This is a genomic window from Bacteroides ndongoniae (assembly GCF_900108345.1).
GTDB classification, from domain to species: domain Bacteria; phylum Bacteroidota; class Bacteroidia; order Bacteroidales; family Bacteroidaceae; genus Bacteroides; species Bacteroides ndongoniae.
In genome coordinates this window covers 1,735,260-1,750,212 of sequence record NZ_FNVV01000014.1, presented here as the reverse complement: position 1 = coordinate 1,750,212, position 14,953 = coordinate 1,735,260, and the positions used below count along the sequence as shown (strand labels likewise).

At 53.0% G+C, this 14,953-nt stretch carries 9 protein-coding genes; 5 read left to right on the top strand and 4 right to left on the bottom strand.

Annotation, left to right across the window (positions count from 1 at the left end):
* The first annotated feature begins 145 nt into the window (after positions 1 to 145).
* Positions 146 to 3,562 (top strand): AAA domain-containing protein, encoded by a 3,417-nt coding sequence (locus tag BQ5591_RS18045; protein ID WP_071150394.1) that lies wholly within the window; start codon positions 146 to 148, stop codon positions 3,560 to 3,562.
* Positions 3,563 to 3,805: 243 nt separating this feature from the next.
* Here the strand turns inward: BQ5591_RS18045 and BQ5591_RS18040 are convergent, their stop codons facing one another.
* The 3 genes from BQ5591_RS18040 to BQ5591_RS18030 form a co-directional block, all read right to left on the bottom strand.
* A complete protein-coding gene (locus tag BQ5591_RS18040; protein WP_071150819.1) occupies positions 3,806 to 5,353 on the bottom strand; it encodes an MFS transporter in 1,548 nt (515 codons plus the stop codon).
* A 146-nt stretch (positions 5,354 to 5,499) separates the two neighbouring features.
* On the bottom strand, positions 5,500 to 6,456 hold the full coding sequence (gene kduI / locus BQ5591_RS18035; RefSeq protein ID WP_022161843.1) for a 5-dehydro-4-deoxy-D-glucuronate isomerase: 957 nt from the start codon (positions 6,454 to 6,456) through the stop codon (positions 5,500 to 5,502).
* A gap of 35 nt (positions 6,457 to 6,491) precedes the next feature.
* Positions 6,492 to 7,913, bottom strand: coding sequence for a PTS galactitol transporter subunit IIC (locus BQ5591_RS18030; protein ID WP_071150393.1), 1,422 nt, complete (start codon positions 7,911 to 7,913; stop codon positions 6,492 to 6,494).
* A gap of 290 nt (positions 7,914 to 8,203) precedes the next feature.
* Between BQ5591_RS18030 and BQ5591_RS18025 the strand changes: the two genes are divergently transcribed.
* The 4 genes from BQ5591_RS18025 to BQ5591_RS18010 all read left to right on the top strand — a co-directional run bounded on the left by BQ5591_RS18025 (position 8,204) and on the right by BQ5591_RS18010 (position 13,709).
* Positions 8,204 to 9,421, top strand: a complete 1,218-nt coding sequence (locus tag BQ5591_RS18025; protein WP_071150818.1) for a glycoside hydrolase family 88/105 protein — start codon at positions 8,204 to 8,206, stop codon at positions 9,419 to 9,421.
* A gap of 12 nt (positions 9,422 to 9,433) precedes the next feature.
* A complete protein-coding gene (locus BQ5591_RS18020) occupies positions 9,434 to 10,417 on the top strand; it encodes a pectinesterase family protein (protein WP_071150392.1) in 984 nt (327 codons plus the stop codon).
* Positions 10,418 to 10,620: 203 nt separating this feature from the next.
* Positions 10,621 to 12,390: a pectinesterase family protein gene (locus BQ5591_RS18015; protein WP_071150391.1), complete on the top strand. Its 1,770-nt coding sequence runs from the start codon at positions 10,621 to 10,623 to the stop codon at positions 12,388 to 12,390.
* Positions 12,391 to 12,398: 8 nt separating this feature from the next.
* Positions 12,399 to 13,709, top strand: coding sequence for an acetylxylan esterase (locus BQ5591_RS18010; protein ID WP_071150817.1), 1,311 nt, complete (start codon positions 12,399 to 12,401; stop codon positions 13,707 to 13,709).
* Positions 13,710 to 13,743: 34 nt separating this feature from the next.
* Here the strand turns inward: BQ5591_RS18010 and BQ5591_RS18005 are convergent, their stop codons facing one another.
* Positions 13,744 to 14,862 (bottom strand): dienelactone hydrolase family protein, encoded by a 1,119-nt coding sequence (locus tag BQ5591_RS18005; protein ID WP_235817142.1) that lies wholly within the window; start codon positions 14,860 to 14,862, stop codon positions 13,744 to 13,746.
* Positions 14,863 to 14,953 lie beyond the last annotated feature (91 nt).

Genomic DNA, 14,953 nt, shown 5'->3' with positions numbered 1-14,953 from the left:
ATGGGAGCTGCAGGTAACAAAAAACCGAAAAAGCCGAAAGATAAACATCATGTTCCGGCTTACGAAATGGCAGAGGCAATGAACGAAGCAAATAAGAAGCCGAGAAGCCAGAAAAAGTAAAGCGTTTTTTCCTTACCTTTGCATCATGGAAAACGATGTAAGGGAATATTATGATTTATTGCTGGAGGTGACAAAAGCACCCGACGAGGCATTGGCGATGGCGTATCGTCAGTTGCGCGAGTTGCTGGAGCAACTTTGCCGTACACAAATGCCCGACAGCAGTTTACAGATGACCGACCTTTCCGCCCGTATCAACTTTGTGGCGTCAAAAGTCGGCCTTTCTGTTGTTGAGCAGAACCGGCTACACACTTTCCGGTTGACCTCCAATGCCATTCTGAACCGGCAGGCCATGCCACAGCGCGACCAACTGTTGCGCGATGCCAAGACGCTGGCCTTTTTTGTCAAACGACTGTATGGCACGGAAATTCCTCCCCTGTTGTATCATGCCTTGCCGCGTGCCGACAGTACCTACATCATAGCTCCTCCTGCCCGCGAGCAGAAGCGGCGGATGCGTGTCAGCTTCCAGTATGCCGATGATGATTTTCTGTATGTACTCCCTACCGATATGGTGGCCGACGAGCCTCTGAAGGTGCGCTACAATGTGCCCCAAATCAACGAAGAGTTTGCCGAGACCTGCCAGCTGCTGTGGCGGAACGCACAGGTGAACCTGCTGGACGTACGGATAGACGAGGACGGCGTACTGACCCCTTCCTTCATCATCCTTGAACCCGACTATCTGATTGACATCAGCTCGCTGGCCGAGTGTTTCCGCGACTACGGCCATCATCCGGCCAACTACATGCTGGCACGCTTGCAGGTGCCCGACAATACCCGTCCGCTGTTGCTGGGAAACATCGCCAATCTGTTCCTCGACGAATGGATTCACGCTGACGGCACGCCCGACTATCTGGCGTGCATGAAGAAGGCTTTCCGGTCGTACGCCGTGGAGCTGGCAGCCTGTGCCGACCTTCGCGACCGCGAGAAGGAAAAGGCTTTTTTTGCCGACTGCCAGCTGCATTTCGAGAACATCCGGAAAACGGTGACCGAGACTTTTCAGGCCTCGGGATATGCGCTGGACAAGACGGATGCCGTGCTTGAACCTTCGTACATCTGCGAGGCACTGGGCTTGCAGGGACGTCTGGACTACATGCAGCGCGACATGTCGGCCTTTATCGAAATGAAGTCGGGTAAGGCGGACGAGTACAGCATTCGCGGTAAGGTAGAACCGAAAGAAAACAACCTGGTGCAGATGTTGCTTTATCAGGCGGTACTGGAGTATTCGATGGGGATGGACCACCGTCGGGTCAGGGCATATCTGCTCTATACCCGTTATCCGATGCTTTATCCGGCCCGCTCTTCGTGGGCCATGGTGCGCAGGGTGATGGATGTGCGCAACCGTATTGTTGCTACCGAATACGGCATTCAGCTGCGCAACAGTCCTCATTACACAGCCGAACGTCTGCAGGACATCTGCCCTGACACACTGAACGAACGGCAACTGGACAATACATTGTGGAAACGTTTCCTGTATCCGCAGATTGAGGCCGTGGCGGGTAAGTTGCGTGCCCTGTCGCCGCTGGAGCAAAGCTATTTCTATACACTTTACAACTTCATCACCAAAGAACTGTATACTTCCAAGTCGGGCGATGTAGTCTATCAGGGGCACTCGGGAGCTTCGTCGTTGTGGCTTTCGACCCTGACCGAGAAGTGCGAGGCGGGAGAAATACTTTACGACCTGACCATTGTCGAAAACCATGCTTCCGACGAACACAAGCCATTCTTGCGCTTTCAGTTGCGGACACCCTCTTCGGCCGAGACCGAGCGGGGAGAGGCGCTGCCCAACTTCCGGCAGGGCGATGTCATTGTTCTGTACGAGCGGAATGCCGATACGGACAATGTGACAAACAAGATGGTGTTCAAGGGGAACATTGAATGTATGACCGATCATACGATTACCGTGCGTCTGCGTTCTACCCAGCAGAATGCCGGTGTGCTGCCTGCCGGCAGCCGCTATGCCATCGAGCACGATTATATGGATACGTCGTTCCGCAGTATGTATGCGGGACTGGCGGCATTCCTGTCGGCCACGCAGGACAGGCGCGATCTGCTGTTGGGTCAGAGGATGCCCGGATTTGACAGTGCACTGGATGGGGCTATCGCTGCTGCCGGTGACGACTTTGCCCGTGTAGCCTTGAAGGCGAAGGCTGCACGCGACTATTTCTTGCTTGTCGGGCCTCCGGGAACGGGAAAGACTTCGCGTGCCTTGCGTCGGATGGTCGAGACATTTCATGGAGAGGGGAAGCAGATTCTGTTGCTCTCCTATACCAACCGGGCGGTGGACGAAATCTGCAAGATGCTGGTTTCCATCGCTCCGGCGGTCGATTTTATCCGGGTGGGCAGCGAGTTGTCGTGCGAAGTGCCTTACCGGCCCTACCTGATGGAGAACGTGTTGGACAGTTGTGCCAACCGTCGGGCAGTGCAGGAGCGTATTGCCCGCTGCCGTATTTTTGTGGGAACGGTGGCTACGCTTTCTTCCCGTACCGAACTTTTCCGCCTGAAAACGTTTGATGTGGCACTGATTGATGAGGCCACACAGATACTGGAACCGCAACTGTTGGGCTTGCTGTGCATGCGAAGCGTGTCGGGGGGAAACGCTATCGGCAAATTCATCATGATAGGCGATCACAAGCAGCTGCCGGCAGTGATATTGCAGTCGTCCGAGCAGTCGGAGGTATGCGATGAGGCTCTGCGTGACATTGGGTTGCGCAACCTGAAAGATTCGTTGTTCGAACGTCTGTACCGGATGCTGGCGGGACAGGAGGGAGAACAGGCGGCTGTGTCGGGACACTTTTATGACATGCTTTGCCGGCAGGGACGGATGAATGTCGATGTGGCGGCTTTTCCCAACCGTGCTTTTTATGGTGGCAAGCTGGTGCCCATCGGGCTTACCCATCAGTTTGGCGAGTTGAATCTGGCGGAAGGGCTGGAGGATTCTGAGTTTGCCGATATACTGGTACGCCGTGTTGCCTTTCTGCCGTCCGAGCCCGAACCGGCTTTGCAATCGTCGAAGGTGAATCATGCTGAAGCACGCATCGTTGCACGTCTGGCAGTTGCGGTCTATCATCAGTATGACCGGACTTTCGGGTTCTGCCCGTTGTCTACTTTGGGCATTATTACTCCTTACCGTAGCCAGATAGCTCTGATACGGAAAGAACTGGCTGCTACGGGTATTCCCCAGCTGAATGATGTGCTGGTAGATACGGTGGAGCGTTTTCAGGGTAGCGAGCGTGATGTCATCATCTATTCGTTCTGCGTGAACCGTGTCTCTCAACTGAAGTTCCTGGCGAACATGACCGAAGAAAACGGAGTGCTGATAGACCGTAAGCTGAATGTGGCATTGACCCGTGCCCGAAGGCAGATGTTTATGACGGGAGTACCGCAATTGCTCGGACAAAATCCGGTTTATGCCGATTTATTGGACGAAATTCAGGGCTTCTTATAACTTTTTTGCACAATAAAGTAACTTTATAGTGTTTATTAATATCAAATTATCAGAAAAAGCATTATCTTTGCCCCACGTTTTTTTCATAGAGATTTAGATTTAAGGTTAGAAGAATTGTGGAAGTCGTGAGACTTCCCTTTTTTTTCCATGGAATATGGGTACAATTTTCCCCAGTTAGGAAAAAATATTTTTCCAATTGGGGAATTCTTTTTTCCTAACTGGGGAAAAATAAGTCAGCTTCCTTTAGTCTAAAACAATGGGTTTGTATTTCGGTACCAATATCTTCATGATGCACCAGCCAATCAGATAGGACACGGCGCAGACGCAGAAGATGATGAAGTAACCGGCCGGTTTGCCTTCGAAGCCCATAAAGTGCATGGCGGGCTGTACGTATTCGGCACCCTGAGCAAGGAGAGCCTTGCTCATTTCTACTTCCTGGCCGTCGACCATGGTCGTACCGGCAGCATAGGTGAACAGCATTCCCGAGCATTTGTTTATGAGGTAAGCGCCAATACCGCCTGCCATACCGCCTAAACCGATAATGGTGGCTACGGCACTCTTGGGGAACATGTCACTTCCTACGGAGTAGATATTGGCCGACCAGGACTGGTGGGCAGCACCGGCTATACCGATGATGATGATGGGGAACCAGTAGGAATACTCACCAAGCGGCTGGGCAAACAGAGCCAGCAAGGGGAACAGGGCGAAGATGAACATGGCGCGCATACGGGCAGCATAAGGATTCATGCCTGTCTTGTTGATGATGATGGTAGGCAGTTTGCCACCGTAAATGGACAGCATGGTGATGGCATAGAGTACGAAAATCAGCAGCTGAGCCGTTCCGCTGTCCGAAGAGAAACCGTAGACATCGGAAATATAGGCAGGAGTCCAGAAGAGGAAGAACCACCATACGCCATCGGTCATAAACTTACCTACAGCTACAGCCCATGCCTGAGGATATTTCAGACATTCCCAAAGGCTCATTTTGCGTTCTTCTTTCTGATTGGCAGTGTCTTGTGGCTTTTCGTTCTGTTCAGCCTGTTTGTCCAGGTTGATATAGGCCAGTTCGGCTGCATTGACATGAGGATTGTTTTCTGGTTTCTTGTATGCAAATACCCATACGCCCATCCATACGAAACCTAATACACCGATGACGATGAAAGCCATTTCCCATCCGTTTCCGATGCCAAGGCTTTGAAAATATCTGGCCAGTGAGGGAATGGTGACTGGAGCAACAAGAGCACCTACAGTGGAACCGGCGTTGAAGATGGATGTAGCGAATGCACGGTCTTTTTTAGGGAAGTACTCAGCGGTTACTTTAATAGCGGCGGGGAAGTTACCGGCTTCACCGATACTGAGCACAATACGTGCGGCAATAAAGAAGTAGACACTGGTAATGGCGATGGTAGTGGCAACAGCTCCGGTAGCCGCAATCATTTCAGCAGCATCGTGAATGCCTACTACATGTTCGGTAGCCCAACCGCAGACGGCATGGAGGCAGGCACCCATGGACCAGACGAAGATAGCCCAAAGATATCCTTTCTTGGTGCCCATCCAGTCGATGAAGCGTCCGGCAAAAAGATTGGCTACGGCGTATACAAGTGAAAAAATAGCGGTAATGTCTCCGTAATGTGCATCGGTCCAGTGGAATTCGGGAGCGATGAAATCTTTCCATGTCAGTGAGAGAACCTGACGGTCAAGGTAGTTTACGGTTGTCGCGAAAAAAAGCATGGCACAGATGGTCCAGCGATAGTTGGTCATCTTGCTGACAGCATTCTGATAATTGTTCATGATAGTAGATTTAATATTTGTTCCCTGCAAATATACGGATTTGTGGTTTTTCTTGGGTGTAAAAATTGGTGGAAATCCTAAATAAAATGACAAAAACGGGCATAAATGATTAACATTTATGCCCGTTCAGGTGTTTTCGGAGTATTTTATCTCATATCCGTATACTTGATTTCGTCTTTGTCGCTGTACTTCAGGTTTTCACCGCCCATACCCCAGATGAAGGTATAGTTACGTGTTCCGGCAGCAGCGTGGATGCTCCATTCGGGAGAAGTGACAGCCTGTTCGTTGTGCAACCAGATGAGGCGTTCTTCCTGCGGTTGGCCCATCAGGTGACAGATGGCGTTGCCTTCGGGAACGTTGAAGTAGAAGTAGGCTTCCATACGGCGAGTGTGGGTGTGAGCCGGCATCGTATTCCATACAGAACCCGGAGCCAGTTCGGTAAGACCCATCTGCAACTGGTTGGTACCGCCATTCTTTACTCTTTCCAGTACATCTTTCACGATCAGCTGGTTTACAACGCGGTCGTTGCTATCTTCCATCTTGCCATAGTGGTCTGAGATGGCGAGGGCGTATTTCTTGGGATCGGCTTTCTGAGCTTTCACATCGGTTGTGATCAGCTGTGTAACGTAAGGCTTGTAGGCCGGTGCCGAGTTGATGTAGAACTTGGCAGGCTTGCTGGCATCGTTGCTCTTGAAAGTTACTTCCTTGTTACCGCAACCTACGTAGAGGGCTTCTTTGTATTTCATCGGATATTCCTTACCGTCTACTGTCACTACGCCATCGCCACCGATGTTGATGACACCCAGCTCGCGGCGTTCCAGGAAATAAGTGATTTCCGGACCCAGTTCGGGGAATACTTCCAGTTTCAGAACCTTGTTGACAGGCATGGCACCACCATAGATGAGGCGGTCGTACAGTGTATAGGTTACGTTGATTTCGTCCGGAGCCATAACTTTTTCCATGATGAAGGCACTGCGCAGACGTTCGGTGTCGTAGTGCTTCACGTCATCCGGATGGCAGGCTGTCTGCACTTTGTAATTCACTTGGGCATTGGCTGCTATGGCAGCGGCTCCCAACATAAATGCGAATGCTAATCTTTTCATATTACTCCTTTTTTGATGTTTTATTGTTTTCTTTTTTATTTCTCAACCGGTTCGCTGGCAGCTTTTTTCTGCAGCTTGATGATGGCACGGCGGTTCCAGATCATCAGAGCCAGTGTGCACAATACCAGAATACCGGCACCTATATATTTAAAGGTATAAGTCAGGTGGAAGATAATCCACGAGAAGATGCTTGATGCGAAGTCGAGTGCACCACCTTCGAATCCGTCGGGGATTTTCAGGGCACCGTCGGGACTGCCTTTGGCTACTGTTGTGGCATAAGCGTCGTTGGCTGCCTGAGTGAAGTGCGGAGCCATATCGGTTACGAAGTACAAACCTACTGTCAGGGCTACGAGACCGATGAGGAACGATTTCAGCACGTTACCCTTGGTGATGGGCAATACCAGCGGGAATACGTAGAACATACCGGCCAGAGATGCCAGTGGCAGGAATTCGTTGCCCGGCAAGATAACAGCCAGCAGGATGGTTACGGGAATCAGCAGCAAGGAAACGACCAGTGTGGTAGGATGGCCGATAACCAATGCAGGGCTCATACCGATGTTCAGGCCTACGGCTCCCTTGAACTTGCGGGCAATCAGTTCGCGTGTGGCGTCGGAAATGGGTTTCAGACCTTCGATGAAAAGTCCGGTGATACGCGGAATCAGCTCCATAACGGCTCCCATCTTGATACCGAGTCCTAATATATAAGGTATCTTGTCTACCAGTTCCTGACCGTTGTGGCAGGAGAGGGCAGCGATACCGCATCCGATTACGATACCCAGGAAGAGAGGTTCGCCCAGCAGACCGAATTTTTTCTTCATACCTTCGGCGTCGATGTACAGCTTGTCGAATCCGGGGATTTTGTCCAGTACCTTATTGATGGCTACGGCAAAGGGAATGAATCCGGCGCAGAACGGTTGCGGGATGGAGATTCCTTCCATGCCGGGATAGAAGTTCTGGAACTTCTTGGCGGTATAGTCGGCCGAAATCAGGGTAATGATGTAGCAGATGATGGCTGCGAAGAAACCCCACAGGATGCTGTCGCTGGCGAAGTAGACTACTGCGCCGATGAAAGCAAAGTGCCAGTAGTTCCACAAGTCGATGTTGACCGTACGGGTAGTTTTGGTCAGAAGCATCAGGATGTTTACTCCCAGACAGACAGGGATGATGAAAGCACCTACCGTTGTGTTATAGGCTACGGCTGCTGCTGCCGGCCATCCCATATCGAATATTTTCAGTTGGAGACCATAGATTTCGACTACCTGGCTCAAGGCCGGGCCAAGGCTGCTGGTCAGCAACGCTGTGACAACGGATAAACCTACAAAACCGACACCTACCAGTAAACCGCTTTTCAGTGCCTTGCTGAACTTAATGCCAATGCAAACTCCTAAGATTGTAAAAATAATAGGCATCATCACTGCTGCTCCTAAGCCGATGATATAGCCGAAAACTTGTTCCATTCTTTTCTGATTTAATTATTAATAAGGTTATGTTTTTCGATTGGTACAACTTGAAAACTGTGCCAAAATTAAGACCTTTTCTCAATTAATCAAACTCCAAAGCCATAATTATTAGTAAAATGGACGATTTTGGACTAAATTTGTCGTTATCGTGCACAAAAAACTCCGTTCTCGCACACGAATACCAAATATTGCACATACTATACCCAAAAATACACGCCGTTCTTGATGGAATGTGCTATTTTTGTTTTGGAAAATGATAGGTCTGATATCTATAAATGAAGAATCCCATGAAAAACTCAATTATTTGTAAGATTTTAGTATGTTCCCTGTGGATGGTTTTCCCTTGGGGAATGTCGGCTCAGAAAGTGAGCGACAAACAGCCCTGGTCGGTACGGATGGCCGAGTCGGAAATGATACGTTGTCCGGAGTCGTGGCAACTGGACTTCCAGCCTAAACTGAAGTGGGACTATTGTCACGGACTGGAACTTCAGTCGATGCTCGACGTTTACGACCGTTACGGCGACCGCAAGTTCTACGATTACGCCCTGGCCTATGCCGACACGATGGTGAATGCCGACGGCACAATAAAAATGTATAAACGTCAGGAGTTCAGCCTGGACCGTGTGAACTCCGGCAAATTCCTGTTCCGCATCTACGAACAGACCAAGGACGAGAAATACCGGAAAGCCCTCGACCTGCTGCGCAGCCAGTTCGACGAACATCCGCGCAATGCCGACGGCGGCTTCTGGCACAAGAAGATTTATCCCAATCAGGTATGGCTGGACGGCGTTTACATGGGGGCTCCTTTCTACGCCGAATATGCATTCCGCAACAATCAGGTAGAGGTTTATCCCGATGTAGTCAACCAGTTTCTGATGGCCGCACGCCATACGTACGATCCTGCCAACGGACTTTACCGCCATGCGTGCGACGTAAGCCGTAAGGAACGTTGGGCCGATCCCGTGACCGGTCAGTCGCAACATTGCTGGGGGCGTGCGCTGGGCTGGTATGCCATGGCGTTTGTCGATGCGCTCGACTTTATTCCGAAGCACGAGGCGGGGCGCGATTCCATGCTGGTCATCTTCAATAATATAGCAGCCCAGGTGAAGCGTCTGCAAGACAGTAAGACGGGTGTGTGGTATCAAGTGCTCGACAAGAGCGGCGCTAAAGGGAACTATCTGGAGTCTTCCTGCTCGGCTATGTTCGTCTATGCGTTGTTTAAGGGGGTACGCAAGGGGTATATCGATCCCTCTTATCTGGAAGTAGCCGTTAAAGGATACAAGGGCATTCTGAAAGAATTTATCCGTGTCGATAAGGACGGACTGGTCAGCATCACGCAGGCCTGTGCCGTGGCCGGACTGGGTGGAAAGAACTATCGTTCGGGCGATTACGACTATTACATCAACGAGACCATCCGCGACAACGATGCCAAGGCCGTGGGGCCGTTCATCCTGGCAAGCCTCGAATGGGAACGCCTGCAGGAAGTAAAAGCCATCGTCAAATAAAGCCGTCGCAGGATGAAACGTGAGGTGCTGATACGTTTTTGGCTGTTGCTGCTGTGTCTGATCTGTGCAGGAAGCGCATGGTCGGCCGACGGCAAGTGGAAAGACACGCTCGTGGTGGACGGCAGCGGCAACGGCGATTACCGCACGCTGACCGAGGCCATGGAGGGCATACGTGCTTTTATGGACTATCGGGTGACGGTGCTCGTCCGCAACGGTGTGTATCGGGAAAAGCTGGTAGTGCCTTCGTGGCTGCAGAATGTCGATTTTGTGGGCGAGGATGCCGAAAAGACAGTGATATCGTTCGACGACCACGCCAATATCCGCCGTATGGGTACGTTCCGCACTTATACGCTGAAGGTGGAAGGCAACGGTATCACTTTCCGCAACCTGACGATAGAGAACAATGCCCCTCCCTTGGGGCAGGCCGTGGCCTTGCACACCGAGGGCGACCGGCTGGTGTTCGTCGGCTGCCGCTTCCTGGGCAATCAGGATACTGTCTATACCGGTGCTGCCGGTACCCGCCTTTATTTCAAGAATTGCTACATCGAGGGAACAACCGATTTTATCTTCGGTCCTGCGACCGCCCTGTTCGAGGACTGTGTTATCCATAGCAAACGTAATTCGTACATCACGGCAGCCTCTACACCACCCGGTGTGGAAGTGGGCTACGTGTTTCTGAACTGTCGGCTGACAGCGGCTCCGGATGTGGACAAGGTCTATCTGGGGCGTCCGTGGCGACCGTATGCCGCTACCGTGTTTGTGGGGTGTGAGATGGGTGCCCACATCTGTCCCGCCGGATGGGACAACTGGCGAAACGCCGACAACGAGCGGACAGCCCGTTATGGCGAATACGGCAACCGTGGCCCGGGAGCCGATACCTCGCGGCGTGTAGGCTGGGTAAAGATACTGACTAAGGAAGAGGCTGTCAAATATGCTGACTGGAACCACATCTTCAGCCAGTGTCGGACGTGGACACCCTCCGAAGCACAAAAATAAGGCTCCAGCCCCCCTTCAGAAGCCTTCTGGCGGGGGATGTGAGCCACACTTGCACGGCTCGTGTTCCACACTTGTGTTGCTCGCGAGCCGTACAAGTGTCTCTCGCGAGCCGTGCAAGTGTCCCGGAAACGGGATGCAGGTGAGGGCTGAAAACGCCCTCTGCCAAATAGATATGAACCAAGAAACTGTAAAAAAAGAATAATATGAAAAACAAACTGATTTTGCTGCTGGCCTTGTTTCTGGTCTTTACGGCGTTCAAAGCCGACAAGCCAGCAATCACCATTTTCATGATTGGCGATTCGACCATGGCCGACAAGGACCTGACCGGCGGCAACCCCGAAAGAGGATGGGGACAGATGTTGCCCGGATTCCTGTCCGAAGAGATACGGGTAGACAATCATGCCGTGAACGGACGCAGCACCAAGAGTTTCATCGACGAAGGCCGGTGGGACAAGGTGCTTTCGTTGCTGAAGAAGGGCGATTACGTCTTTATCCAGTTCGGCCACAACGACGAGAAGACCGATCCCAAGCGGCATACCGATGCCGGTGGCGGTTCGTTCGATGCCAACCTGAAACGTTTTGTCACCGAGGCACGTACCAAGGGAGCCATCCCCGTATTGTTCAACTCCATCGTACGGCGCAATTTCGGTACGGCCGACGGCAGTTCGGTAGCAGCGGCTATCAGCCAGGACGACATCCGCAAGGGCGTCAACCCCGATGCCAAACACGAGGCACAGGCCGAACATTCAGCCGAGGGTGACCGGCTGATTGATACCCACGGTGCTTACTTAGAGTCGCCCCGCAACGTGGCGCGCGAGCTGGATGTGCCGTTTGTCGACATGAACCGGATTACCCACGAACTGGTGGAGGGACTGGGACCAGTCAAGTCGAAAGAACTCTTCATGTGGGTACCTGCCAATACGGTGCCCGCCATGCCCAAGGGGCGTGAAGACAACACGCACCTCAATGTACGGGGTGCACGCATCGTGGCAGGACTGGCCATCGATGCCATTGCCGTGGCGGTTCCGGCACTGGCGCCTTACGTCCGTCATTACGACTTTGTGGTGGCCAAGGACGGAAGTGGCGATTTCTTCACCGTGCAGGAAGCCATCAACGCCGTGCCCGATTACCGGAAGAACGTGCGCACCACCATTCTGGTGCGCGAAGGCGTCTATCGCGAAAAGATTGTGATTCCCGAAAGCAAAATCAACCTTTCGCTCATCGGGCAGGAAGGTACCGTGCTGTCTTTCGGCGACTATGCCTCCAAGCCGAACCGCTTTGGCGAGAATACGGGAACCTCCGGCTCTGCCTCGTGCTATATCTATGCTCCCGATTTCTATGCCGAAAACATCACTTTCGAGAATACTGCCGGCCCGGTCGGCCAGGCCGTAGCCTGCTTTGTCAGTGCCGACCGTGCTTACTTCAAGCAATGCCGCTTCCTGGGATTCCAGGATACTCTGTACACCTATGCGAAAGGCTGCCGCCAGTACTACGAAGACTGCTACGTGGAAGGAACGGTGGACTTCATCTTCGGCTGGTCGACGGCTGTCTTCAACCGTTGCCGCATCCACAGCAAGGGCAAGGGGTACGTGACGGCTCCTTCTACCGATGAAGGACAGTCCTACGGCTACGTGTTCTACGACTGTCGGCTGACGGCAGACGAGGGAGTGGACGGTGTCTATCTGTCCCGCCCGTGGCGGCCGTATGCACAGGCGGTGTTTATCCGTTGCGACTTAGGCAGCCACATTCTGCCCGCAGGCTGGCACAACTGGGGCAAGAAGGAGGCCGAAAAGACCGTCTTCTATGCCGAATACCAAAGTAAGGGTGCGGGAGCAGCGACGGAGGCCAAGCGTGCACCTTTCTCCCGTCAGTTGAAAGACTTGCAAGGTTATTCCATCAAGGAAGTATTGGCTGGCAACGATGGATGGAACCCGGTGAAGAACGGCAATGCTTTGTTGGACATAAAACGATGAAACGACGTATGAAACAGGCTTTTTTCTTACTTCTCTTTCTGTGTTTGCCCCTGCTTCCCTTGCAGGCCGAGAACAACCCTTACCGCAGCGATGTGCTGTGGGTGACAGTGCCCGACCATGCCGACTGGCTGTACCGGACGGGCGAGAAGGCGACAGTCGAAGTACAACTGCTGAAGTACGGCATGCCGCAGGACGGGGTCACCGTTCACTACGAGATGGGCGGCGACATGATGCCGGCCGATGCCCAAGGCAGCGTGCAGCTGAAACACGGAAAGGCAGTGATAAACGTGGGCACCATGAAGCAGCCGGGTTTCCGCGACTGTCGCATGTGGGCTACGGTGGACGGGAAGACGTACCGTCATCACATCAAGGTAGGCTTCTCGCCCGAAGAGATCCGCCCCTATACCACGAAACCTGCTGATTTCGAGGAGTTCTGGGAGAAAAACAAAGCCGAACTGGCCAAAGTTCCTCTGAAATATACGAAGGTGCGTGCTGAACAGTATTGTACCGACCGGATAGACTGCTACCTCGTCAAGTTGCAGGTCAGTGCGCGCGGACAGTCCGTTTACGGCTATCTGTTCTATCCCAAGCAGGCGGCCCAAGGGGCGTGTCCCGTGGTGCTCTGTCCCCCGGGAGCGGGCATCAAGACCATTAAGGACCCCTTGCGCCACAAGTATTATGCCGAAGAGGGATGCATCCGTTTCGAAATCGAGATACACGGCCTGAATCCGGAAATGAGTGCCGAAACTTTCCGTGAAATCAGTGATGCCTTCAACGGACGCGAGAACGGCTATCTGATGAATGGACTGGACAACCGGGACCATTACTACATGAAGCGCGTCTATCTGGCCTGTATACGCAGCATCGATCTGCTGACTTCCTTGCCCGAGTGGGACGGGAAGAACGTCATTGTGCAGGGAGGCAGTCAGGGCGGAGCCTTGGCGCTGGTCACTGCCGGACTGGACAAACGCGTCACTGCCTGTGTGGCCAATCATCCGGCACTGAGCGACATGGCGGGCTACAAAGCCGGGCGGGCAGGCGGATATCCGCACTTCTTCCGCACCGAAGGCATGGACACTCCCGACAAGTTGCGGACGATGGCCTACTATGACGTAGTCAATTTTGCCCGTCGCATTCAGGTTCCTGTCCGTATGACGTGGGGATACAACGACGACGTATGCCCGCCCACTACCAGTTATGCCGTTTACAATGTACTGTCGTGCCCCAAGGAAGCCTTGATAACACCCGTCAACGAGCATTGGACTTCGGACGACACCGAGCGCAGTCACTGGGAGTGGATAAAGAAGCAACTGAAGTAAGCGGTTCTGCGTTCGCGGCAGTCGTTTCTGTCAGTCACGGCTTTAGATGCCGGTCGAAGAAGTCGAGGGTAGCCTGTTGCATGTCTTTGCTGAAGAAGTGTTTTTCGTCCCATACGCGGGTGACAAGATTCTCGGCGGCATGCTGGCTGTTCCACACCTGCTGCATAGTGGCGAAAGCATCCTCCACGCCTTCAAGAGGAAACAACTTGTCCTTGCTGCCGCAAAAGAACAGGGAAGGCTTGGGACAGGCGATGGCGGCTACATGCGGATAGTCCAGGTAGCGTCTGATGCCCGGAATGAGCATGGCGAAGGCCGAGCCTCCTTTGTTCTGATTGTTGGTCAGCGTCATCAGGTGCTCGGTCGTGTTCATCCAGCAGACCGAAGCCGCCGCTTTGACCGTATCGGTCAGCGCCGCAAGCATCCACGAGCGGTAGGCACCCATCGAAAATCCCATACAGCCTATCCGTTCCTTGTCGACACACGGAAGCGAAGCCAGAAACTCGGCGCTCCGTACATCGTCGGCACTGATCAGCGCGCCCCACGAAGTACCCATTTGCAGAAAGTTGGAAGCCAATGCCTGCTGTACGTCGTAATCGTCTCCTTCCCGGCGGCCCCGTTCGCCCCAGAGCAGGGCATCGACGGCCAGTACCACATAGCCGTGTCGGGCAAAGTAGTCGCCGGTGTATTGTCCGTCGTAGTAACGCTGTACCCATTGGTCGGCATCGGCAGCCGTTTCGGGGCTTACCTGGAAGGGGCGCACCAGTTTCTCCTTGCCGATGCTGAAGTGGGCACCGTGGTCGTGCAGCATGACGATGGCAGGGAAAGGACCCGTACCGTCGGGCACCAGCAGATAGGCCGTCACACGATACCACGCGGACAGATTGAACGCTACCTTGCGTGCCTCGTAGCCGTTGCGCCGTTCGGTGGCAATGACGGTCATGTCGTAGGCATTAGGGGCAGGGGGTAGGTTTTGCATACAGGTTTGCAGCATGTCGCGTGCCTGTAGGCGCCACTGGCCGAAGTCGCGGGTCGGAGCGTTTCCCCAGGCCATGGGGTAGGTGAGCTGCTGTTTGAGTTGTGTGTAGAAGGAGGGCATGTTGCCCGCCACGCCGTAAGACAGGGAATCGCCGTTTTGTGCGGCGGCGTTCAGCATCCAGGATGCGGCGCATAAAAGCAGACTGAGGAATCGTTTCATGGTTGTATATCTGATTGGGAGAATTTCGTAAGCAAAACTTGGCAACGCA

Coding starts and splice junctions, on each gene's coding strand:
- BQ5591_RS18045 (WP_071150394.1), top strand. CDS start 146: ATGGAAAACGATGTAAGGGAATATTATGATTTATTGCTGGAGGTGACA.
- BQ5591_RS18040 (WP_071150819.1), bottom strand. CDS start 5,353: ATGAACAATTATCAGAATGCTGTCAGCAAGATGACCAACTATCGCTGG.
- kduI (WP_022161843.1), bottom strand. CDS start 6,456: ATGAAAAGATTAGCATTCGCATTTATGTTGGGAGCCGCTGCCATAGCA.
- BQ5591_RS18030 (WP_071150393.1), bottom strand. CDS start 7,913: ATGGAACAAGTTTTCGGCTATATCATCGGCTTAGGAGCAGCAGTGATG.
- BQ5591_RS18025 (WP_071150818.1), top strand. CDS start 8,204: ATGAAAAACTCAATTATTTGTAAGATTTTAGTATGTTCCCTGTGGATG.
- BQ5591_RS18020 (WP_071150392.1), top strand. CDS start 9,434: ATGAAACGTGAGGTGCTGATACGTTTTTGGCTGTTGCTGCTGTGTCTG.
- BQ5591_RS18015 (WP_071150391.1), top strand. CDS start 10,621: ATGAAAAACAAACTGATTTTGCTGCTGGCCTTGTTTCTGGTCTTTACG.
- BQ5591_RS18010 (WP_071150817.1), top strand. CDS start 12,399: ATGAAACAGGCTTTTTTCTTACTTCTCTTTCTGTGTTTGCCCCTGCTT.
- BQ5591_RS18005 (WP_235817142.1), bottom strand. CDS start 14,862: ATGCTGAACGCCGCCGCACAAAACGGCGATTCCCTGTCTTACGGCGTG.